The organism is Sphingopyxis italica, from assembly GCF_011926545.1.
Lineage (GTDB): Bacteria > Pseudomonadota > Alphaproteobacteria > Sphingomonadales > Sphingomonadaceae > Sphingopyxis > Sphingopyxis italica.
The window spans coordinates 1,004,700-1,026,592 of sequence record NZ_JAATIT010000001.1 but is presented as its reverse complement, the minus strand read 5'-3'; the positions used below and the strand labels follow the sequence as shown (position 1 = coordinate 1,026,592).

The window sequence follows — 21,893 nt, the reverse complement described above, 5'->3', positions numbered from 1 at the left end:
ATAGAGTTTCAGGAGTTCTGACTATGGGTACCAAAGCGATTACCGACGCGAGCTTTCAGGCCGACGTCATCGACAACGACACCCCCGTGCTCGTCGATTTCTGGGCCGAATGGTGCGGCCCGTGCAAGATGATCGGACCGGCGCTCGAAGAGATTTCGGATGAACTCGCGGGCAAGGTCGTGATCGCCAAGATCAACATCGATGAAAATCCCGACGCGCCGGGCAAATATGGCGTGCGCGGCATCCCGACGATGATCCTGTTCAAAAATGGCGAGATCGCCGACACCAAGGTCGGTGCGGCGCCGAAGAGCGCGCTCAAGGGCTGGCTCGAAGGCGCGCTTTAACAACAGCTCGCGCGCGTCATTCGAGCGCGTCGATGATGGCGCTGGTGCATTCGGCGGTGCTCGCCGCGCCGCCGAGGTCGCGCGTGCGATATTGCGGGCACGCGAGCACCTCTTCGATCGCGCGCAGCACGGCCTTCGCCGCCTCAAGCTCACCGAGATGGTCGAGCATCAGCGACGCCGACCAGATCTGCCCGACCGGATTGGCGATCCCCTGACCCGCGATGTCGGGCGCCGAGCCGTGGACGGGTTCGAACAGCGACGGAAAGCGGCGCTCGGGGTTGATGTTTCCCGCGGGAGCGATGCCGATCGTACCGGTGCAGGCGGGGCCGAGGTCGGACAGGATGTCGCCGAACAGGTTGGACGCGACCACCACGTCGAACCAGTCGGGGTGCTGGACGAAATGCGCGGTCAGAATGTCGATATGATATTTGTCCCAGGCTACATCGGGATAATGGACCGCCATCGCTTCGACCCGTTCGTCCCAATAGGGCATGGTGATCGAAATGCCGTTCGACTTGGTCGCCGAGGTCAGATGGCGTTTTTCGCGCCGCTGCGCGAGGTCGAAGGCGAATTTCAGAATCCGGTCGGTGCCGATCCGCGTCATCACCGTTTCCTGCATGACGACTTCGCGGTCGGTGCCCGCGCGCGCGCTATGTTCAGAAGGACGAGCGCACCGTTTCGGTGAGCGGATCGGCATGGGAACCCGGACCCTATTCGATGAAGCTGGAGGGCGCGAGCGCGGGCCAGTATCAAACGATGATGCTCGTCGGCATCCGCGATCCCGAAGTGCTGACCGACATCGGGAATTTCCACGACAAGCTGCTGGCGGCGCTTTACGACCGCACGCGCAAATCGTTTCCGGCCGAAGAGCTCGGCGAATTCCATATCTCGCTGCGCATGTACGGATGGAATGGCATCGACGGCAAGCCCGTGCCCCCCGGCACGCCGCCGCCGCCGGAAATCGGCATGATCTTCGTCGCCACCGCCGACACGCAGGAATTGGCCACTGCGATCGCACACGCCTGCAATCCCTATTTCTTCCATTTTCCCAATGTGATGAACAAGGAGATACCGAGCTATGGCTTCATGCTGAGCCCGGCGGACGTGCCGTGCGGCCAGTTTTTCGAATTCCGGCTGAATCATATCGTCGCGCTCGACGACCCGTTCGAGCTGGTCCGGATCGAATATATCGATCTGGCGCCCCGGCCCACCGAAGCGCGCAAGGTGGCGGTCCATGGTTAAGCTCCGCGACGTCTGTCACGAAATCCGGTCGAAGAATGCAGGCCCTTTCTGGGTCACCTTCGACATATTTTTCGACGGGCCGGGCAATTTCGCCCGCTATCACGACGATCCCGCGCTTTCGGCGGACAGTTTCGCGCGCCTCTATGGCGCCGAGGCGGCGATGGTGAAGCGGATTCCGGTCGACGATCTGTCGATGATCAAGATTTCCTATCCGCGCACCACGCCGCAGGGCGGCATGGTCGAACGCGACATGCACTCGGGACAGCAATATGTGCCGCTGCTCGATGCCGAACTCGCCGGCTGACGCCGCTGGTCAGGGTCGGCGAAGGATAGATAATATGGCGGATCGACGCCGGCTTCTGCGATGGATTTGTCGTGTTGGCTGCGAGAGCCGTGCTCCCGGAGGATATTCACGATGACATTGGCGCTGCTGGGTTTCGCGACCGTCCTGCTGTTCATCATCCTGATCATGGCCAAGCGGATGTCGGCGGCCGCCGCGCTGATCGCGGTTCCGATCGTCGGCGGCCTTCTGGCCGGCGCCGGTCCGCGGATCGGCGACATGATGCTGGACGGCATACTCGATGTGGCGCCGATCGCGACGATGCTGGCGTTCGCGGTGCTATATTTCGCGGTGATGATGGATTCGGGGCTGTTCGATCCGCTGGTCAACCGGATCCTGGCGATGGTCGGCGACGATCCGGTTCGCATCGCGATCGGGACGATGGCGCTTTCCTCACTCGTGTCGCTCGACGGCGACGGCACGACGACCGCGCTGATCGTCATCACCTCGATGCTGCCGCTCTACCGGGCCGTGGGGATGAACCCGCTGATCCTCGCGACGCTTCTGGGCAGCAGCAATGCGATCATGAACTTGTTGCCCTGGGGCGGACCCTCGGCGCGCGCGGCCGCCGCGGTCAAGGTCGATCTTGTTCACGACGTCTTCCTGCCGCTGGTCCCGGCGATGCTCATCGCGCTGGCGGCGCTCGCGGCGCTCGCGTGGTGGCTCGGGACGCGCGAGCGGGCGCGGCTGGGCTGGAAGTCGGACGGCCCCGCGATGCCCGCGCCGCCCGTCGCGGCGGACCGGCCCGAGCGGCGGCCGCGGCTGTTCTGGTTCAACCTGCTGCTGACCGCCGCCTTGATGGCGGGGATGGTCACCGGACTCGCGCCCTTGCCGGTGCTGATCATGGGCGCGCTCGCCGTGGCGCTGACGGTCAACTATCCGCGGCTTTCCGATCAGCGCGAGCGGATCGCGGCGCACGCCGACAATGTGGTCATGGTGGTCGTGCTGATCTTTGCGGCCGGCGCCTTCACCGGCATTATGGGCGGCACCGGAATGACCGACGCGATGGCGCGGTCGCTGCTGTCGGGCGTACCCGAGAGTTTCGGCCCCTATCTCGCGCCGATCACCGCCTTGCTGGCGCTGCCGCTCACCTTCGTCATGTCGAACGACGCCTATTATTTCGGCGTCGTGCCGGTGCTGGCGCATGCCGGCGAGGCCTATGGCACTTCCGCCGAAGCGATCGCGCGCGCGTCGCTGATGGGCGGCCCCGTCCATTCGCTGAGCCCGCTGCTCGCGCCCGTCTATCTGGCGTGCGGCTTGCTCGGCGTCGACGTCGCCGACGCACAGCGTTTCGCGCTCAAATATGCGATCGGGATCAGCTTGACGCTGACCCTCGCGGCCATCGTCACCGGCGCGATACCACTGGCCTAAATAGCACCCGCCTTGAGCTGCTTTACGGCATAATCGGCCGCGCGCGCGGTGAGCGCCATGAAGGTGAGCGACGGGTTGACGCACGAGATCGAGGCCATCTGGGCGCCGTCGGTGACGAACAGATTGGCGGCGTCGTGCGCCTGGCTCCATTTGTTGAGCACCGAGCGGCGCGGATCGGCGCCCATGCGCGCGCCGCCCATTTCATGGATGGCGTCGCCGGGCACATGTTCGCTGCGCCCGCTGGTGACGTTGGTGAGGCCCGCCCGGCGCAGCATCGCTTCGCCTTCGCTGCGCGCATCGTCCATCATGCGGATCTCATTGTCGCGGAAGGTGACGTCGAAACGCATCAGCGGGATGCCGAAACGGTCGACCTTGTCGGCGTGCAGGCTGACGCGATTATCCTCATAGGGCAGGCATTCGCCGAATGCGCCCATGCCGAATTTCCACGGGCCATAGCCGCGCATACCGTGCTTCATCGACGCGCCGAAGCCCTGTGGCGGCAGCGGATCGCGCCGCGCGCTGCCCTGATAGCCATAGCCGCGCTTGAACCCCACGCCTTCCTCGCCGCCGACATTGCGGAAGCGCGGGACATAAACCCCGCCCGGGCGGCGGCCATATTCGATATAGTCGGTCATCCCGGCTATGTCGCCCGAAATGCCGACGCGGAAGATATGGTCCATGACATAGCGGCCCAAGGTGCCGCTGGCGTCGAAATGGCTCTTGGCCGTTCCGGGGATGCGCGAGTTCATCAATATCTGGGTCGAGGCCATCGCCGAGGCGCAGAGGAAGACGAGGCGCGCGGGTATCACCTCCGCCTGCTTCGTCTTGGTGTCGACGACGCGCACGCCGGTGACTTTCTTGGTCTTCGGATCATATTCGAGGTTGGAGACCACCGCGTCGGAGCGCAGCGTCAGCCGTCCGGTCGCGCGCGCCGCGGGCAGGGTGACCGCCTGGGTCGAGAAATAGGCGCCGAACGAGCAGCCGCGGCCGCACTGGTTGCGGAACTGGCATTTGCTGCGGCCCTGATCCTCCTTGTCCTCGGTCATGTTCGACAGGCGGGTGTTGATCAGCTTGCGCCCCGGCGACGTCGCCTCGAGCCGCTCCTTCACCCATTTCTCGGCGACGTTCATCTGGATCGGCGGCTGGAAGGCGCTGTCGGGCAGTTGCGGCAGATTTTCGCGCGACCCCGACACGCCGATATAATTTTCGACATAATCGTACCAGGGTGCGATGTCGTCATAGCGGATCGGCCAGTCGATCCCGACATTCTCGCGCTTGTTCGCCTCGAAATCCTCCGGCGACCAGCGAAAGCTCCAGCGCCCCCAGATCAGCGACTTGCCGCCGACCGCGCCCGGCCGGATCCAGTAGAATTTCTCGCCCTCGTCATAGGCATAGGGGTTGAGCCGGTCGTTGTTGTAGAATTTCTGCGTCGACGGCGAGACATAGCCGTGGGTGGCGATGAAATAATCGCTCTTGACCAAAGGTTCGGGCATTCTGTCGCGCGCCGGGATCTCATAGGCCGGCCGGCCGTCATAATCATAATCGGCACCATGTTCGACCATCACCCCGCGGTCGAGCATCAGCACTTTGAGGCCCTTTTCGGTCAATTCCTTCGCCGCCCATCCGCCGCTCACGCCGGAGCCGATGACGATCGCATCGAACTGGTCTGTCATGTCATATCCTCGAATATCGGTCAGGCGCGAAGGCGGCTGAGCGCGCTGAAGCTGGCGGTGATGTCGGGCAGGTAAGGCGCGGGCGACTGGTCATTCTCGACATAGAAATGCTTGACGCCGGCGACGGCGTTGAGCGTGAAGATGTCGGCGAAATCGATCACGCCCTTGCCGACGCTGGTCATCTTGCCCTCGGCGGTGCGGTCCTTGACATGATAGGCATAGATGCGCCCGGCCAGGCGCCGGATGATCGCCTTCGGATCCTCGCCGGCGGCAACCGCCCAGAACAGGTCGAGCTCGATCTGCACGAGCGCCGGATCGGCGTCGGCGATCAGCGTGTCGAACAGGCTGACGCCGCCCGGCTTCATCGTGAACTCGAAATCATGATTATGATAAGCGAAACCCAGCCCGGCCTTTTTAAGCCGCTCGGCATAGCGGTTGAAATCGGCGACCGCCGCCTTCCATCCCTCGGCATTGCGATGCGCGTCGCCCATATAGGGGACGATCAGCGTGTCGGCACCCAGCGCCTTGGTCATCGCGACCGCGCCGTCGAAATCGCTCGCGAGCGCCTCATAGCCGACGTGGATCGAGGGCGATGTCAGCCCCAGCCGCTCCATCGTCTTGCGGAGCGCGGCGTGGTCCATCTTGTCGTAACCGCCGCCGCCATATTCGACCTCGCGATAGCCGATCGCCGCGACCTGTTCGAGCGTCCCCATCGGGTCCTTCGCGAAGAGTTCGCGCACGGTGTAGAGCTGGATGCCGATCGGCTTTGATTTGAGGCTCTTTGCCATGAGTGGCCCCGCCGCGAGTGTTGCCGCGAGCGCGGCGCCGCCCGCCATCCATTGCCGCCTGCCGATCATCATGACGAAAACACCTTCTTGATCTCGGAATAGGGATAGGCGCCGTCGTAGCGCCCGGGGACGGGGAGATATTCGCGTTCCTGCGTGATGCCGACTTCCGACGTGAAATAGCCGGTGAGCACGAGCTGGCGGAACTTGTCGAAAAAGTCGGCGCCGCCGGGCAGCCTGTCTTCCATCGCCAGCGTCAGCAACGCGTCCTGCTGCGCGGGCGTCGCCTTGTCGGCGGCGACCTTATAATCGGCCCGGCTGCGCGCCTCGATCGCGTCGAGTCCCGCGAGGATCGGTTTGCGGTCGTCGGGGCTCGCCCAATCGGCGAGCAGCTTCTCGATATATTCGGGGACGCCGGCGGCGATCGCACCGGGGGTGTCGGTCGTCGGCATCACCCGCTCGCTGAGCGCGGTCATCAGCGCGCGCTGCGGCGGCGTGAACACCGGCGAGGAGGGCGGGCCGGCGCTGATCGGCGTCACCTGCGTGGCCGCCGCGCGGGCGATCGGCGCGAACAGGCTGGCGCCGAACATCGCGGCCATGCCCGCGAGCGCGTCTCTGCGATCGATGATCATTTCACTTCGCCTTCGAAATCATGGCTTGCCGCCGCCTCGGGCAATGGGCGCACCCAGATGTTGCGGAACGAGACCGGGGAATGATGGTCCTGAAGCTGGATTGGCGCGGCATCGCCATGCGCCTCATATGTGGCGACCTTGCGCCAGACGGTGCTGCCGAGCCACGGCTGGCGGTTTTGCACGAGCACACCGTTGAGGAAGGCGGTGACATAGGCGGGACGAACGAGCTTGCCGTCGGGTCCGAAGTGCGGACGTTCGAAGATGATGTCGTAACTCTGCCATTCGCCGGGCTTCCGTGAGGGGTTCACCAGCGGCGGCTTCCAGGCATAGATCGATCCGACGGTGCCGTCGGCATAGGTCGGGTTCTGATAGCCGTCGAGGATCTGCACCTCGTAACGCTGCATGAACCAGATGCCGCTGTTGCCGCGATCCTGCGAGGTTTTGGTGGGCGGGTTGGGCGAGGCGAATTCGAGGTGGAGCTGGACATCGCCGAAGCTTTGCTTGCTGACCAGCGCATTTTCGCCCTTGCCGTCGGCGCGGGGGACCGAGGTCGCCGCGCCGTCCTTGACGACCCACGGCGTCGGCTGCGCCTGCCACGCATCGAGCGATTGGCCGCCGAACAGGACGATGGCGTCGGAGGGCGGGGCGCCGGGAACCGCGCCGGGCGTCACCACCACCGGATGCGGACGATCCGAATCATGCACATGCCACTTCCCGCCGGGCAGCATCGGCGTGTCCTTGAACCCGGGCTTTTCCTCTGCGGCGGCGGGGCTGCCCGCCGCCATGGCGGCCGCGATGGCCGCGGCCCATGCGAAACGATTCACTTGTCTCTCCCTCATGCCGCGTCGATCGCGCGATAGGCGGCGATCAGCCGCTCCTCGCCCGCGCGGCCTTCGACCGAATTGCCATGCTCCATGCCGATCACGCCCGCGAAATTCTTCGCGCGCAGCCAGTGGACGATGTTGCGATAATTGATCTCGCCGCTCCCGGGCTCGTTGCGGCCGGGGTTGTCGCCGAACTGGATATAGGCGATCTCGTCCCAGCAGCTCTCCAGCGTGTTGATCAGATTTCCGGCCTGAATCTGCTCGTGATAGAGGTCGGCCAATATCTTGATCGCCGGGCTGTTCACCGCGCGCGCGACCGCATAGCCTTGCGGCACGGTCGACATGAAGACGCCGGGATGGTTCACTAGCGTGTTGAGCGGCTCCATCACCATGACCAGCCCATGCGGTTCATAGATTTCCGCGGCGCGGCGCAGCACGTCGATCACGCGCGCGGTCTGGATCTCGACCGGCAGCTTGCGGTCCATGAAGCCGGGGACGATCGTCATATGTTTCGAGTTCAGCCGCTTGGCGACGTCGACCGAAGCCCGGATGTCGGCCAGAAAACGTTCGCGATCGGCATCGTCGTTGCCGCCGAGCTGCGGCCGGAAATCGCCCCATCGCGGCATGCTCGCAACGAATACGCCCATCGTCATGCCGCGCTGTTGCAGCGCCCGCGCCATCGCACTCTGGTCGGCGACCGAACGGCCGGCCGCCTCATTATCTTCCCACGCGGTGAAGCCCTGATCGGCGGCAAAAGCGATCTGTCCGAGCCGGCTCCCTCGACTTTTGAAACTGCCTTCGTGCGGGGCGTATTTCAGCGAAAAGCGGGCCGCGTTCGACGGCACCGCGCCGCGCGCCGCCGTCGCTGCGGCTGCCGCCGCGACGGCGCCGCCCGCCAGCATTGTCCGACGTGAAAACTTCACGCCGCCTCACCCGCGAGCGCCGCGCGCGACTTGCCGCGCTCGCGCAGCCAGATGAAGCCGAACACGGCGAGCAGGATGATCGGCAGGATCGCCAGCCGCTGGAACGACAGCGACGCGGCCGCATCCTCGACCGCCAGTTTGGCGGCACCGGTCAGCCGCGCGAAGGCCTCGGGACCGCCGGCGAACTCGATCTTGGCGCGGTCGAACATCGCGCCGAGTTGCGGCAGCACGAAGAAGCTGGCGAGCGCGCCCGCCGATCCGACGAGACCCATCGCCCACGATCCGCCGCGCGGATAGCGTTCGGCGACCGAGGCGAGCATCGTCGGCCACATCACGCAGACGCCGAGCCCCCAGACGGTGGCGGCGAGGATCGCGGCCGCCGGCGACTGCGCCTGGCTCAGCATGAACAGGCCGATCGCCGCGAGCAGACTTGACACCCAGAGCAGACCGGGGTTCGAGATTTTGTTGGCGAGCCGCCCCGCGAAATGGCGGAAGATGAACATCAACGCGTTGACATAGACGAGCAGCAAGATGCCGCGCATCCCGACGCGGTTCGACAGCGCGACGTCGATCCATTGGCCGGGCGCCAGTTCGGACGCCGCGGTCAGGAACATCGCGCCGAACCAGATGAAGAAGCTCGGACGGCGGAACACCTCGCCCATCATCTCGCCGAAACTGACGCCGCTTTGCTCGCGCAGCGGCGGCGGAAAGGTCGTCGTCGCGGCGATGATCACGGTCGCGGCGGCGGGGATCATCACCAGCGCCATGATCCCCTGCCACGGCAAGGTCGCCGACAGGAAGAAGCCGGCAAGCCCGCCGACGATGATGCCGCCGGGGAACCATGCGTGCAGCACGTTGAGCCGGTGCGTCGTGTCTTCGGGGTAAAGCTGCGCGGTCAGCGGGTTGATCGCCGCTTCGGTCAGCCCCCAGCCGATGCCGCTGAGCAGCATGCCCGTCCAGACAAGCCAATAGATGGTCATGCCGGTCGCGACATGGCCGGCGGTGACGATCATCAACGGGCCGAGGATGAAGCACAGTCCCGCTCCCGCGAGACACCGCTTCATGCCGATCTGGTCGAGCAAAGCACTCGCAACGAACAGCGTGATCGCGAAGCTGAGGAAGGCGGCGCCCAGCGCGGCGGCGATCAGCTCGCCCGCCTGCAAGGGCGCGACCGGGTCGATCCATTCGGCCTTGAGCCCGCTGGCGATCGCGCCGCGGATCGCAAGGCTCGCCGCGGCGGTGAACAGCGCGAGCACGCCCAGCCAGAATAACCGGCCCTTGTGCAATGTCGTAGTCATGCGTCCCTCTCCCCGCTTGGCGGTTATTTTTATCGATTATTTTTTCAGTCGAGCCCCAGCATCGCGCGATTGAGCGCCGGGTCGCTGCCGCCCGCGAAATCGTCGAACGCCTTGTCGGCCTTGCGGATCATGTGCGCCGCGATGAAAGGAGCACCTTCGCGCGCGCCGTCCTCGGGATGCTTCAGGCAGCATTCCCATTCGAGCACCGCCCAGCCGGCATAGCCATATTGCGTGAGCTTCGAAAAAATCGCGCCGAAATCGACCTGACCGTCGCCGAGCGATCGGAAACGCCCGGGGCGATCGACCCAGTCCTGAAAGCCGCCATAGACCCCCGAGCGCCCGGTCGGGTTGAGTTCCGCATCCTTGACGTGGAACATGCGGATCCGCTCGTGATAAATGTCGATAAAGGCGAGATAATCGAGCGCCTGCAGCACATAATGGCTGGGATCGTAGAGGATGTTGGCGCGCGGATGATTGTCGACGCCGGCAAGGAAACGTTCAAAGGTCACGCCGTCGTGGAGGTCCTCGCCGGGATGGATCTCATAGGCGAGGTCGACGCCCTGCTCGTCGAAGGCGTCGAGGATCGGCCGCCAGCGTTTCGCGAGTTCGCCGAAGGCTTCTTCGACCAGCCCCGGGGGGCGCTGCGGCCAAGGGTAGAGATAGGGCCAGGCGAGCGCGCCCGAAAAACTCGCATGGGCATCAAGGCCGAGCCGCCGGCTCGCCTTGGCCGCAAGGTGGAGCTGTTCGACCGCCCATGCCTGCCGCTCGGCCGGCTTGCCCTTCAGCGCGTCGGGCGCAAAAGCATCGAACTGGGCGTCATAGGCGGGATGCACCGCGACCAGCTGGCCCTGCAAATGCGTCGACAGCTCGGTGATCTCGACCCCCGCCTCGCGGCAGGTGCCGGCGAGTTCGTCGCAATAATCCTGGCTCTCGGCGGCTTGGGCGAGGTCGATGCAGCGGCTGTCCCAAGTCGGAATCTGGATGCCGACATAACCCGCATCCGCCATCCAGCGCGCCGCCGAGGGCAATGTGTCGAACGGTGCCGCATCGCCCATGAACTGCGCGAGGAAAACGGCCGGACCCTTCATGCGATGGCCTTCCCGGTCACTTGGTTTCGGCTTTGAGATAGGCGATCAGCGCCGCGCGGCGCGCCGGATCGGCCACTTTGACGACCATGCGCGTGCCGGGGACCTTCTTCGTCGGCGCGGCCAGATATTCGTCTAGCGATTTTTCGTCCCAGCGAATTTTCGACGCCTTGAGCGCCGGGCTATATTTGAACCCGGCAACCGAGCCCGCCTGCCGGCCCATCAGACCGTGCAGATTGGGCCCCATCACGCTTTTGCCGCCCGCTTCGAGCGTATGGCAGGCCTTGCACGCGGCAAAGGCCTGCGCGCCGGCCGCTTGGGCAGGGCCGGCGTAGGCTATGGGCGATGGCATGATCATCGCGGCAGTCAATATTGCACCCGCCAATGGCAGGGCGAACAGAAATTTCATTATCCTCTCCCGTCTGGCAACAGCCGGTGCGATGATGTAACCGTTTGAAAGCGAATAATGCAAACAATTTTACGAATTATGGCAGAGGGAATGCGATGAACGGTCGGTCGAAAATTCGCTATGGCATGGTGGGTGGCGGCGAGGGCGCTTTCATCGGTGCGGTGCACCGTATGGCCGCCGCGCTCGATAGCGAATATGAATTGGTATGCGGTGCGTTCAGCACCGACGCCGACCGCAACCGGCGGAGTGCCGAAGTGCTGGGACTCGATCCGGGCCGCGCCTATGCGACCTTCGACAAATTGCTTCCCGCGGAAGCGGCGCTTCCCGCGGACGAGCGGATGGAGGCGCTCGCGATCGTCACCCCGAACCATCTCCACGCCCCGATGGCGATCGCCGCGCTCGACGCGGGTTTTCACGTGCTGTCCGAAAAGCCGATGGCGCTGAATCTGGCCGAGGCGCGGGTGATCGGCGCGGCGGTCGCGCGCAGCGGCAAGCTCTACGGCCTCGCCTTCACCTATAGCGGCTATCCGCTGATCGAAGAGGCGCGCGTGCGCGTCGCGCGCGGCGATTTCGGCAGAATCCGGCTGGTGCAGGTCGAATATTCGCAAGGCTGGCTCAGCCGGCCGATCGACCGGGACGGCAACAAGCAGGCCGAATGGCGCACCGATCCGGCGCGCGCCGGGCTCGGCGGCTGCCTCGGCGACATCGGGACGCACGCCTTCCAGCTTGCCGAACATGTTTCGGGGCTCGCGGTCGAATCGCTGAGCGCCGAATTGACGGCGCATGTTGCGGGCCGCCGCCTCGACGACGATGTGGCGGCGCTGCTGCGCTTCGAAGGCGGCGCGCGCGGGGTGCTGAAAGCGAGTCAGGTCGCCGCGGGCGACGAGAATGGCCTGCGGCTGCGCATCCATGGCGAGGAAGGCGGCCTCGACTGGTCGCAGATGGAGCCGAACAGCCTGACATTGCGCTGGCTCGACCGCCCGACCGAGGTGATCCGCGCCGGCGGGCCGGGTCTCGATCCATCGGCGATGGCGCGGCTGCGCACGCCGGCGGGGCACCCCGAAGGCTATATCGAAGCGTTCGCGAACCTCTATCGCAGCTTCGGCCGCACGCTGCGTGCGGGTGCCGGGCGCGCGGGCGCCGCGACCCCGCCGCCGCGCGGCGCGGCCGACTGGTTCCCCGGAGCTGCCGACGGCCTAAGGACGATGGCCTTCGTCGAAGCGGTGATCGAGAATGCGTCCGGCGACGCGAAGTGGACCTCGCTCGCAGGCTGACAGGAGAGCGTCAGCTCCGGTAATCGGCATTGATGCTGATGTAACCATGCGTCAGGTCGCACGTCCAGACGGTCGCGCGGCCGTCGCCGAGGCCGAGGTCGGCGCCGACGCGGATTTCGAGACCCTTCAGATGCGCCGCGACGGGCGCTTCGTCATAGCCATCGACGGGTAGGCCGTCCTTCGCGACCCAATGATCGCCGAAGCGGATCGCGAGGCGGTCGCGGTCGGCGGGTTCGCCCGCCTTGCCCACCGCCATCACGACGCGGCCCCAATTGGCGTCCTCGCCCGCGATCGCGGTCTTGACCAGCGGCGAGTTGGCGATCGCGAGCGCGACGCGCTTGGCGCTGTCGTCGCTGGTGGCGCCGGTCACCTGCACCTCGATGAACTTCGATGCGCCTTCGCCGTCGCGGACCACCTGATGCGCGAGGTCGAGCGCGACGGCGCGGATCGCGGCATAGAGCGCGTCGGCGCCCGGATCGTCGCGCGTGGTCAGCACGGCGTTGCCCGCCTGACCGGTGGCGAAGAGCAGCACGGTGTCGCTGGTCGAGGTGTCGCTGTCGACGGTGATGCTGTTGAAGCTGCCGCTGGTCGCCTCGCTCAGCATGTCCCGCAACAGCGCGGGTGCGACCGCGGCGTCGGTGAAGATGTAACCGAGCATCGTCGCCATGTCGGGGGCGATCATGCCCGATCCCTTGACGATGCCGGCGACGTGGATGGTCTGGTCGCCGACGATCGCGCTGGCGGCGGAGCCTTTCGGAAAGGTGTCGGTGGTGCCGATCGTCTCGGCTGTGGCTTCCCACGAACAGGGCTCGGCGGTGAGCGCCGCCTCGACCCCCGCGCGCGCCTTGTCCTTCGGCAGCGGCACCCCGATGACGCCGGTCGAGCAGACGAAGACCTCGCTCGGCTCGCAGCCGAGGTGGCCCGCGACCTGCGCCATGATCTGCTCGACCGCTTCGCGCCCGCGATAGCCGGTGAAGGCGTTGCTGTTGCCCGCGTTGACGATCAGCGCGCGGCCCTTGCCGCCCTTCACCTGCTCGCGGCCAAGTTCGACTTCGGACGAGCAGCAGACGTTGCGCGTGAACACGCCCGCGACGGTCGTGCCGGGGGCGAGTTCGACAAAGGTGAGGTCGCAGCGATCCCATTCCTTGTACCGCGCGCGCGCGACGCGGCGCGTCACCCCGGCGATGTCGGGGAGGGCGGGGAAGGCGGCGGGGGCGAGCGGCGAGCGGGTGGTCATGGGGGGCGTGTAGCTTTCCGGTGCGCAAAGAAAAACCCCTCCCTGCAAGGGAGGGGCCTTTGATTCTCCCTGTCGCGAAGCGATGGGGAGGTGGCAGTCGCGTAGCGGCCGACGGAGGGGCTTGGGCGCGGCCCCTCCACCACCGCTTCGCGGCGGTCCCCCTCCCCACGGCTTCGCCGCAGGGAGGTTATCGGCTTACGCCGGAATGCCGCTGATCGATTTCACTTCCATAAAGTCCTTCAGCCCGAACACGCCGCCTTCGCGGCCGTTGCCCGACGCCTTGTAGCCGCCGAACGCCGCGCCGGGGCCGGGGCCCCACGCGTTGACCGCGACCATGCCGGCGCGCAGCTTCGGCGCCACGTCGGCGGCCTTGGCGGGATCGCCCGAGATCACCGCCGACAGGCCATATTCGGTGTCGTTGGCGATATCGACGGCTTCGTCGAGGTCGCCATAGGCCATGATCGTCGCGACGGGGCCAAAGATTTCCTCGTTGGCGATGCGCATGTCGCGGGTAACGCCCGAGAAGACCGTCGGCTTGATGTAATAGCCGCGGTTGACGTTCGAGGGCAGACCGGTGCCGCCGGTTTCGAGCGTCGCGCCCTCGTCGATCGCCGACTGGATCAGGCCCTGGATCTTGTCGAACTGCGCCTTGTTGACGACGGGGCCGATGTGGCCGCCTTCGCTCTGCGGATCGCCGACCTGCGTCCCATCGAACATCGCCTTGATGACGCCGACGGCTTCGGCCTCGCGTTCCTTCTGGACAAGGATGCGCGTCGGCGCGATGCAGCTCTGGCCGGTGTTGACGAGCACGCCCTGCACCGTCGGCGGCAGCACGGCGGCGAAATCGGCGTCGGGCAGGACGATGTTCGGCGACTTGCCGCCGAGTTCCTGATGGACGCGCTTGACCGTGTCGGCGGCCGCCTTGGCGACGAGGATGCCGGCGCGGGTCGAGCCGGTGAAGCTCACCATCTCGATGCCGGGGTGCGCGCTGATCGCGTTGCCGACGGTCGGGCCGTCGCCCTGCACGAGGTTGAAGACGCCGGCGGGGACGCCCGCGGCTTCGAGGATCTCGGCGAAGATCACCGCATTGCCGGGGCATTCTTCGGAGGGCTTGAGGATCATCGTGTTACCCGCGGCGAGCGCGGGGGCGACCTTCAACGCGATCTGGTTCAGCGGCCAGTTCCACGGCGTGATCATGCCGACGACGCCGATCGGTTCATAGGCGATCATGCCCGCGGCATATTTTTCGGTGAAGCTGAAATCCTCGAGCGCCGCGATCGTGCCGAGGAAGCCGCCGATGCCGGCGCCGACCTGCGCGGTGCCGGCAAAGCTGACCGGTGCGCCCATTTCCGACGCCATCGACTTGGCGAGATCGGGCGCGCGCTTCTTATATTCCTCGACGATGCGGTTCAGCAGGTCGAGCCGTTCCTCGCGCGTCGTCTGCGAAAAGCTCTTGAAGGCGGTCTTCGCTGCCGCGACGGCATCGTCGACGTCGGCCGCGGTGCCGAGCACGACGGTCGACGCCGCTTCCTCGGTCGCAGGGTTGATGACGTCGTGGAGCTTGCCGCCCTTCGAATCGACCCAGCGGCCGCCGATGTAATTCTGCTTGAGATGCGTTTCGGTGCTCATGTCCTGTCTCCCATCGGCGGTCAATTCCGTCTCGGATTGCTACCTAATCACTGTGCCCGATGAATCAAGCGCGGCCAACTGCCAAAACTGGCGGGTCAGCGTTTTTCGGCAGCGAGCCGCGACATCAATATGGCGGCGCGCGTCGCCTGGCGCGTAATGCTCGGGATGTCGACCGTCTCCTCGGGGCCGTGGTCGCCGGTCGAATAGGCGCCGAGCCCCGCGAGGCTGTCGACGTGCGGCGCGACGAAGCTGATGTCGGCGGCGCCGCGCTTCAAAGGATCGAGCGCGGCCATTTCGGCGAGCCCGAGGTCGCGGTTGACGGCGTTGAGCCGGGTCAGCAGCGCGCGGTTGCCGTCGGTCGGCGCCATCGCCGGGTAGCCGCCGGGGTCGAAGGCGAGCGTCGCGCCGGTGCCGGGCGCATGATCGGCGACGATCGCCGCCATCTTGCCCTTCACGCGCGCTGCCTGCTCGGCCGAAAGCGTGCGCAGATCGCCGCGCGCGATCGCGGTGGCGGCGATGATATTGGTCTTGCCGTTCGCGCTCGCGCGAATCTTGCCCTCGTCGAGCGATACCTGCTCGCCGCCCGCGACCAGCCCGACGTTGAAGGTCAGATTGGGTTCGGGCAGCTCGGTGCGAAAGCGGTGGATGATGCGGGCGAGTTCATAGATCGCACCGTCGCCGGCATTGGCGCTGAAAATGCCTGAGCTGTGCCCGGTCTTGCCGGTTGCGGTGACCTGCCAGCTTTCGGACGACCGCCGCGCGATTGAGCTCATGTCCGCGCCCCCATCGCGCACCAGGCCCTCGAAGCCCAACGCGACGTCAACGCGCTTGCCCGCCGCGATCAGGTCGGCGCGCGCCACGGCGAGCGGGTCGCCGGTGTCTTCCTCGTCGCCCGTCATGTGAAATTCGATATTGGCGCCGTCCAGCATCCCGGCCTTGTCCATCGCGCGCAGCGCCGCGACGACGACGACCATTCCGCCCTTGTCGTCGCCGATGCCCGGACCCTTGGCCTTGTCGCCCATGCGCTCGAAGCGCTGGAACGGCGAATCGGGTTCGAACACCGTGTCGAGATGCGCGATCAGGAGCAGGCGCTTGGCGTCGGGCTTACCGACATGCGTCGCGATCAGGTGGCCGGCGCGGCCGGTATCGCGCATCGGCTTCCATTCGACCTTGAAACCCAAGCGCTCGAGTTCGGCGCGCATCATTTGTCCGACTTTTTCGACGCCTTCTAGGTTGAGCGAGCCACTATTCTGGTTGACCAGCCTTTCCAGCAGCGCGACGCTGCGTTTCTGCTCGGCCTCGACCGTCTGTACCATCGCTCTTTCGGCTTTGCTCAGCTTCGCCTGTGCGGTGGGGGCAAGGGCAATCTGAAGGGCGATGAGTGCGGCAAAGGGCAATGATTTCATGGGTGACTCCTCTGGACGTCTCCCTTCTGCCGTCTCGAACGCGGCTCGGCAACCTCGTCAGCCCGAGTAGGGTGCCTCCTTGAGCAACCGCGCCAGATGCGCGGCGTTCGCTGCGACCATCTTTGCCGTCTCGGTCACCTTCTTCGGTGTCTCCTTCAAATCCTTGAAGTCGGTAGATCCCATCGCCTCGCCGACCCAATAGCATGCCGCCACCGCGGGGATCGTCCAGCCGACGTCGTTGAGCGCCTGGAAGATTTGCGACGAGACATTGTGCGCGCCATCCTCGTTGCCGACGATCGCGGCGACCGCGACCTTGGAGTAGCTCGGCATCCGGCCCTGGTCGTCGGTCTCCGACAAAAAGGCGTCCATCCGCTCCATCACGAGCTTCGCGACGCTCGACGCCTGTCCCATCCAGATCGGGGTGCCGAAGATCAATATGTCGGACGCGAGGATGCGCGCGCGGATTTGCGGCCAGTCGTCGCCTTCGCCCTCGTCCGATTTGACGCCCCATTTGATGTCGTGCGCGGCGATCGGGATCGGGCCTTCGACCTTCACCCCCGCGGCTTCGAAATGTTCGGTCAGCACCGCGAGCATCGCGTCGGTCGAGCTTTCCCGCCCGCCGGTCGAGAGCGAGCAGTTGATCGCGGTGGCGGTGAGGGGGGCGGCCATGGTGTATCCTTTGCAGGCGAGGCCCCCGCTTGGGAAAGCCGCGACACCGCGCTCAGGTTCCCTGGCGCACCATGAAGATATCGCCGCCGAGGCTGACGAGGAACAGATTGCCCGCGCTGTCCTCGCCGAAAGACGCGATCTGGCTCAGCGTCCCCGCATCGGGCGCGAAATCCTCGTTCCGCCGCGCGAAGCGCGAAGACGCGAGCGTCTGGCCGGGGACGAGGTCCGCGAAGGGCACCGTCCATATATTGCCCGCGATGAAGTCGGCGAAGACATAATGGTCCTGGAGCGAGGCGACCGGACCGCGATAAACATACCCGCCGGTGACCGTCCGCCCCTGCCGCGGGCCCGTGCCGCGCAGATATTCGAGGACCGGATCGGTCAATCCGCCCGGCGCGGTGCCTCTATAGCTTTGGGTCCCCTCGCGAAACGGCCAGCCGAAATTGAGGCCGGGCTGGCTCGTGGTCAGCATGTCGACTTCTTCGACCGCGGTCTGCCCGACATCGCCGATGATTAGCGTCGATCCCGAGAAGGCGGCGCGGAAGGGGTTGCGAAGGCCAAAGGCGTAGACATAGGGATCGCCGCCGCCCGCCATGAAGGGATTGCCCGGCGCGGGCGAATAGCTGTCGCCGCCACCACCGACCGCGAAGCGCAATATCTTGCCGAGCCGAGAATTGCGGTTCTGGGCATTGTTGCCCGGATCGCCCGATCCGCCACCGTCGCCCACCGCGACATAGACGTGGCCGTCGGGCCCATAGCCGATCCAGCCGCCATTGTGATTGCTGTTTTCGGCATGCGGGATGTCGAGCACCGTATCGTAGGCGGTCGAGGAATCGGGTTGCCCCAGCGTGTAGCGGCGCACCTGCACCGCGCCGTTCGTGGCGGTCGCGACGACGAACAACCGCTGCGACGAGGCATGATCGGGATAGGCCGCCAGCCCGAGCAGCCCGCGTTCGCCGTCGGTCGAGATGTCGGCAATGTCGAGCACGAGCGCGCGGCTGCCGTTCGCGGGGTCGAAGCGATAGACGTTGCCCCCCTTCTCGACGACATAGACGCGGCTGTCGCCGGGGATCGGCGCCACGTACAGGGGCTGGTTGAAACCCGTGCCGACGCGCGCGACCGCGATTCCCTCGCGGCTGTTGGTGACGGTGATATTGACCGCCTGCGTCGCGCTTGCGCTGCCGTCGCTGACGCGGAGCTGGACGGCATAGACATTGTCGCCGTCGGCATCGCCGGGCAGGTCGTAATCGGGCGCGGCGCTGAAACGCAACGCGCCCGCGGGAGTGATCGAAAAGCGTGCGGCGTCGGCGCCGCCGTCGATCGCGAAGCTCAGCGTGTCGCCGTCGGGGTCGCTCGCCGCCGCCTGATAGGCGGCTGTCCCGTTTTCAGCGACGCTGACGGTCTGGAGCGACGTGAACGCGGGCGGGGCGTTTGCACCCGGGGGGTCGCCGTCGCCGCCGCCGCTTCCTCCGTCGCCGCAGGAGGCGAGGAGCAGGGGGGCGAGGGCAAGGGAGACGACGAACAACATCCGCATGGCCAGCAGCCTTTCGCGATCGAACCCGCCCCCTTGGCCTTAACCTGCCATTCGCCGAAAGGCTCCGCAGCGCGGCGATTTTACCGCATATCGCAGATGTCGATCAGGCGGCCTCTTCGACCTCCTCGAAATCGTCGAGCTTGCCCAGCGCGTCGCGAGCGATCCGCTTCAGCGCGGATCGGTTGACCTCCAGGCCTTTCGCGCCGGCGCCCGTCAGTTCGTCGATCGTGAACGCCACCCGGGTGCGATCGGGCGCCAGCTCCTCGAAGGTGAATTTGAGGCCGGTGCGGAGTGCGCCATCGTCGACGCTGTAGATCAGATGCGCCTCGCGCGGGATTTCCATCGCGACGGCGATCTTGACCTTATAGGCTTCGGGCCGTTCGTCGGTGACCAGCTTCTCGAACCCGGGCTCGCCCTTTTCGGCGACGAGTTCGTAGAGCCGCGTCGATCCGCCGTTGGTGACGAGCGGCAGGCCCGCGAAGGCGCTATCGTCGCCGAACATGCTGGCGAACACCTCTTCGCGCGGCGCGGCGACGGTGCGCGTCTGGTTCGCCAGTTCGATCATCTTGCCGCATCCGGCCGTAAGCAGCATCGCGGCCATCGTCATCATCATGCGCAACATCGAACATCCCCCGCAGGTCCGGCGCCTTTTAGCGCCGAGGGCTTACCAAAGTGTAAGGAGGGGTGTTCGAGGGGTGTAAAGAGTGTTTGACAGGCGGCCTCAGGAGATGTAAAGAGTTCTTTACAAGGAAGGGCCGGACGTTGGAAAATCGAGTACGCGAACACCGCGAGGGCGCGGGGTGGAGCCAGGGCGAACTGGCTCGCCGGCTCGGCGTGTCGCGCCAGACGATCAACGCGGTCGAAACCGACAAATATGACCCCAGCCTGCCGCTTGCGCTGCGCTTGACCCGGCTGTTCGGGCTCGAAGTGCGCGAGCTGTTCATCGATCACTGGATCCCGGAGGAATGACATGACGACTGAAGTCCATGGCCTATCGCGCCGCAAGATGGCGCTGCAGGCCCTGATCGGTGCGCTCGCCGGCGGCGGCGGCATGTTTGCCCTGATGTGGTTGCTCAAGGGCGAGACGCTCGACTGGCAGCCGTCGCAGATCATATTGGCCGGCGTCGGCCTGATTTACGTTCTGATGGGGCTGTTCGTCGGCTTGGGCGTGCTGGCGCCGCGCGCGTTCGGCCAGCGCATGCTCAACGTCGCCGATGCCGAGGAAATCGTCGAGGAACGGGCGAATATGGGCAGCAGCGCATTGAGCTGCATCCTGATCGGCTCCGCGCTGGCACTTCTCGCCTATGCGACGGTCGACGGCGCGAATGCTCCGGTGACGGCGGCGACGGCGTTCTGGCTCGTGCTGGCGCTGCTCGCCATCGGCAGCGCGATCATGCTGCCGATGTGGCGGAATTTCGACGAGCTGTGGCGGCGGCTGACGATCGACGCGTCGGCGATCGCGGGCAATATCCTGCTGGCCCTCTGCGTCATCTGGGGCGGCGGCGCCGCGGCGGGGCTCGTCGCGGGGCCGCATCCGCTCGATCTGGTATCGGCCGCGTTCGGCATCTTCCTGCTCGCGACCTTCATCGCGGTGGGGCGGCGCGGGATGATGACGCCGCCATAGGCGCCTTGGCGAGCTTTGGGGTGGGGAGCGGCCAACCCGAGCCAATCCGCGACCGGCCTGGTCCGCCAAACGAAAAGGGGCGCCCGGTTCCCCCGAACCGGACGCCCCGCTACAAAGCCCCCTGTTGGTCAGGCGCTGTAGTACATATCGAACTCGACCGGGCTCGGCGTCTGTTCGAAGCGGTAAACCTCGTCCCATTTCAGCTCGACATAAGCCTCGATCTGGTCCTTGCTGAACACGTCGCCCTTGAGCAGGAAATCGTGGTCGGCCATCAGGCTGTCGAGTGCTTCGCGCAAGCTGGCGCAGACGGTCGGGACTTCGCTCAGTTCCTCCGGCGGCAGGTCGTAGAGATTCTTGTCCATCGCGTCGCCGGGGTGGATCTTGTTCTGGATGCCGTCGAGGCCCGCCATCAGCAGCGCCGAATAGCAGAGATAGGGGTTCGCCATCGCGTCGGGGAAGCGGAATTCGACGCGCTTCGATTTGGCGCCCGCACCATAGGGGATGCGGCACGACGCCGAACGGTTACGGCTCGAGTAAGCGAGCAGCACCGGTGCTTCGAAGCCGGGGACGAGGCGCTTGTAGCTGTTCGTCGTCGGGTTGGTGAAGGCGTTCAAGGCCTTGGCATGCTTGACCACGCCGCCGATGAAATAGAGGCACATGTCCGAAAGGCCGGCATAGCCGTTACCCGCGAAGAGCGGCTTGCCCTTTTCCCAGATCGAGATGTGCGTGTGCATGCCGCTGCCGTTATCGTCCTTGATCGGCTTCGGCATGAAGGTCGCGGTCTTGCCATAGGCGTGCGCGACCTGGTGCACGACATATTTGTAGATCTGCATGCGGTCGGCGGTTTCGGTCAGCGTGCCGAAGGTCAGGCCAAGCTCGTGCTGCGCGGCGGCGACTTCATGGTGATGCTTGTCGCAGGGCAGGCCCATTTCGAGCATCGTCGAAACCATCTCGGCGCGGATGTCGATGGCGCTGTCGACGGGCGCGACGGGGAAATAGCCGCCCTTGGCGCGCGGACGGTGGGCGAGGTTGCCGCCCTCATAGCTGCGGCCGCTGTTCGTCGGCAGCTCGATGTCGTCTATCTCGAAGCCCGACTTGTTGTAGCCGGTTTCGAAACGGACATCGTCGAACATGAAGAATTCGGCTTCGGGGCCGACATAGACGGTGTCGCCGATGCCGGTCGAGGCGACATAGGCCTCGGCGCGCTTCGCGGTGGTGCGCGGGTCGCGGGCATAGCCTTCGCCGGTCGACGGCTCGACGATGTCGCAGAAGATCACGAGCATCGGAGTTGCCGAGAAGGGATCGTCATAGACCGCATCGAGGTCGGGCTTGAGGATCATGTCGCTTTCGTTGATCGCCTTCCAGCCTTCGATCGACGAGCCGTCGAACATCAGGCCGTCCTCGAGCTCGTCCTCGCCGAGGATCGAGGCGACCATCGTCAGGTGCTGCCACTTGCCCTTGGGGTCGGTGAAGCGCAGATCGACCCACTCGATGTCGTTTTCCTTGATCCGCGCGATGATATCCTTGGGCTTCGTAGCCATCGTCCATGCTTCCTTCTTGCGAAATGGTCCGGCGTGCCGGGTGTTTTCGGGTT

Annotated in this window: 22 protein-coding genes and 1 pseudogene; 7 read left to right on the top strand and 16 right to left on the bottom strand. The window is 65.7% G+C overall.

The window, feature by feature from the left end; translation table 11 throughout:
* Window positions 1–23: 23 nt before the first annotated feature.
* Window positions 24–344, top strand: coding sequence for a thioredoxin TrxA (gene trxA, locus GGR90_RS04545; protein ID WP_167919678.1), 321 nt, complete (start codon window positions 24–26; stop codon window positions 342–344).
* Window positions 345–360: 16 nt separating this feature from the next.
* Here trxA and GGR90_RS04540 read toward each other — a convergent pair.
* Window positions 361–984 (bottom strand): annotated as a pseudogene (locus GGR90_RS04540) (isocitrate/isopropylmalate family dehydrogenase); the annotation flags it as partial.
* A 77-nt stretch (window positions 985–1,061) separates the two neighbouring features.
* On the opposite strand from GGR90_RS04540, the gene GGR90_RS04535 reads away from it, so the two are divergent.
* The 3 genes from GGR90_RS04535 (at window position 1,062) to GGR90_RS04525 (ending at window position 3,297) form a co-directional block, all read left to right on the top strand.
* Window positions 1,062–1,586: a hypothetical protein gene (locus tag GGR90_RS04535; RefSeq protein ID WP_209023558.1), complete on the top strand. Its 525-nt coding sequence runs from the start codon at window positions 1,062–1,064 to the stop codon at window positions 1,584–1,586.
* Entirely contained in the window at window positions 1,579–1,890 is a 312-nt protein-coding gene (locus GGR90_RS04530; protein ID WP_167919676.1) for a DUF4387 domain-containing protein, read from the top strand. Before GGR90_RS04535 ends, GGR90_RS04530 begins: the two co-directional genes overlap by 8 nt.
* A gap of 111 nt (window positions 1,891–2,001) precedes the next feature.
* Window positions 2,002–3,297, top strand: a complete 1,296-nt coding sequence (locus GGR90_RS04525) for a CitMHS family transporter (protein ID WP_167919674.1) — start codon at window positions 2,002–2,004, stop codon at window positions 3,295–3,297.
* Here the strand turns inward: GGR90_RS04525 and GGR90_RS04520 are convergent.
* The 8 genes from GGR90_RS04520 to GGR90_RS04485 are packed head-to-tail and all read right to left on the bottom strand — an operon-like array spanning window position 3,294 to window position 10,926.
* Entirely contained in the window at window positions 3,294–4,970 is a 1,677-nt protein-coding gene (locus GGR90_RS04520) for a GMC family oxidoreductase (protein ID WP_167919672.1), read from the bottom strand. The two genes, GGR90_RS04525 and GGR90_RS04520, sit on opposite strands and share 4 nt — an antisense overlap.
* Window positions 4,971–4,990: 20 nt before the next feature.
* Complete coding sequence (locus tag GGR90_RS04515) at window positions 4,991–5,830, bottom strand: sugar phosphate isomerase/epimerase family protein (protein WP_167919670.1); 840 nt, start codon at window positions 5,828–5,830, stop codon at window positions 4,991–4,993.
* On the bottom strand, window positions 5,827–6,384 hold the full coding sequence (locus GGR90_RS04510) for a gluconate 2-dehydrogenase subunit 3 family protein (protein ID WP_167920814.1): 558 nt from the start codon (window positions 6,382–6,384) through the stop codon (window positions 5,827–5,829). Before GGR90_RS04510 ends, GGR90_RS04515 begins: the two co-directional genes overlap by 4 nt.
* Window positions 6,384–7,211, bottom strand: a complete 828-nt coding sequence (locus tag GGR90_RS04505) for a 3-keto-disaccharide hydrolase (protein WP_342449886.1) — start codon at window positions 7,209–7,211, stop codon at window positions 6,384–6,386. Before GGR90_RS04505 ends, GGR90_RS04510 begins: the two co-directional genes overlap by 1 nt.
* A gap of 11 nt (window positions 7,212–7,222) precedes the next feature.
* Window positions 7,223–8,134, bottom strand: a complete 912-nt coding sequence (locus GGR90_RS04500) for a TIM barrel protein (RefSeq protein ID WP_167919666.1) — start codon at window positions 8,132–8,134, stop codon at window positions 7,223–7,225.
* Entirely contained in the window at window positions 8,131–9,432 is a 1,302-nt protein-coding gene (locus GGR90_RS04495) for an MFS transporter (RefSeq protein WP_167919664.1), read from the bottom strand. Before GGR90_RS04495 ends, GGR90_RS04500 begins: the two co-directional genes overlap by 4 nt.
* A 44-nt stretch (window positions 9,433–9,476) precedes the next feature.
* The gene (locus GGR90_RS04490) at window positions 9,477–10,520 is read right to left on the bottom strand and encodes a sugar phosphate isomerase/epimerase family protein (RefSeq protein WP_167919663.1); all 1,044 of its coding nucleotides are present in this window, start codon (window positions 10,518–10,520) and stop codon (window positions 9,477–9,479) included.
* A gap of 16 nt (window positions 10,521–10,536) precedes the next feature.
* Window positions 10,537–10,926: a c-type cytochrome gene (locus tag GGR90_RS04485; RefSeq protein WP_167919662.1), complete on the bottom strand. Its 390-nt coding sequence runs from the start codon at window positions 10,924–10,926 to the stop codon at window positions 10,537–10,539.
* 95 nt (window positions 10,927–11,021) lie between these two features.
* Here GGR90_RS04485 and GGR90_RS04480 point away from each other — a divergent pair, with 95 nt between their 5' ends.
* Entirely contained in the window at window positions 11,022–12,200 is a 1,179-nt protein-coding gene (locus GGR90_RS04480) for a Gfo/Idh/MocA family protein (protein WP_167919661.1), read from the top strand.
* Between the two features lie 10 nt (window positions 12,201–12,210).
* On the opposite strand, the gene argJ is transcribed toward GGR90_RS04480, so the two are convergent.
* The 6 genes from argJ to GGR90_RS04450 all read right to left on the bottom strand — a co-directional run bounded on the left by argJ (window position 12,211) and on the right by GGR90_RS04450 (window position 19,297).
* A complete protein-coding gene (gene argJ / locus GGR90_RS04475) occupies window positions 12,211–13,437 on the bottom strand; it encodes a bifunctional glutamate N-acetyltransferase/amino-acid acetyltransferase ArgJ (protein WP_167919660.1) in 1,227 nt (408 codons plus the stop codon).
* A 195-nt stretch (window positions 13,438–13,632) separates the two neighbouring features.
* The gene (locus GGR90_RS04470; RefSeq protein ID WP_167919659.1) at window positions 13,633–15,066 is read right to left on the bottom strand and encodes an aldehyde dehydrogenase family protein; all 1,434 of its coding nucleotides are present in this window, start codon (window positions 15,064–15,066) and stop codon (window positions 13,633–13,635) included.
* Between the two features lie 95 nt (window positions 15,067–15,161).
* Complete coding sequence (locus GGR90_RS04465) at window positions 15,162–16,472, bottom strand: M20/M25/M40 family metallo-hydrolase (protein WP_167919658.1); 1,311 nt, start codon at window positions 16,470–16,472, stop codon at window positions 15,162–15,164.
* Between the two features lie 57 nt (window positions 16,473–16,529).
* Entirely contained in the window at window positions 16,530–17,141 is a 612-nt protein-coding gene (locus GGR90_RS04460; protein WP_167919656.1) for a flavodoxin family protein, read from the bottom strand.
* A 52-nt stretch (window positions 17,142–17,193) separates the two neighbouring features.
* A complete protein-coding gene (locus GGR90_RS04455) occupies window positions 17,194–18,675 on the bottom strand; it encodes a PQQ-dependent sugar dehydrogenase (RefSeq protein ID WP_167919654.1) in 1,482 nt (493 codons plus the stop codon).
* 103 nt (window positions 18,676–18,778) lie between these two features.
* Window positions 18,779–19,297 carry an SRPBCC family protein gene (locus GGR90_RS04450; RefSeq protein ID WP_167919652.1) on the bottom strand — a complete coding sequence of 173 codons (519 nt, stop codon included), beginning with the start codon at window positions 19,295–19,297 and terminating at the stop codon, window positions 18,779–18,781.
* 140 nt (window positions 19,298–19,437) lie between these two features.
* On the opposite strand from GGR90_RS04450, the gene GGR90_RS04445 reads away from it, so the two are divergent.
* Window positions 19,438–19,644, top strand: coding sequence for a helix-turn-helix transcriptional regulator (locus GGR90_RS04445; protein ID WP_167919650.1), 207 nt, complete (start codon window positions 19,438–19,440; stop codon window positions 19,642–19,644).
* 1 nt (window position 19,645) lies between these two features.
* The gene (locus GGR90_RS04440) at window positions 19,646–20,299 is read left to right on the top strand and encodes a hypothetical protein (RefSeq protein ID WP_167919648.1); all 654 of its coding nucleotides are present in this window, start codon (window positions 19,646–19,648) and stop codon (window positions 20,297–20,299) included.
* Window positions 20,300–20,427: 128 nt separating this feature from the next.
* On the opposite strand, the gene glnA is transcribed toward GGR90_RS04440, so the two are convergent.
* On the bottom strand, window positions 20,428–21,840 hold the full coding sequence (gene glnA, locus GGR90_RS04435) for a type I glutamate--ammonia ligase (RefSeq protein ID WP_167919646.1): 1,413 nt from the start codon (window positions 21,838–21,840) through the stop codon (window positions 20,428–20,430).
* Window positions 21,841–21,893 lie beyond the last annotated feature (53 nt).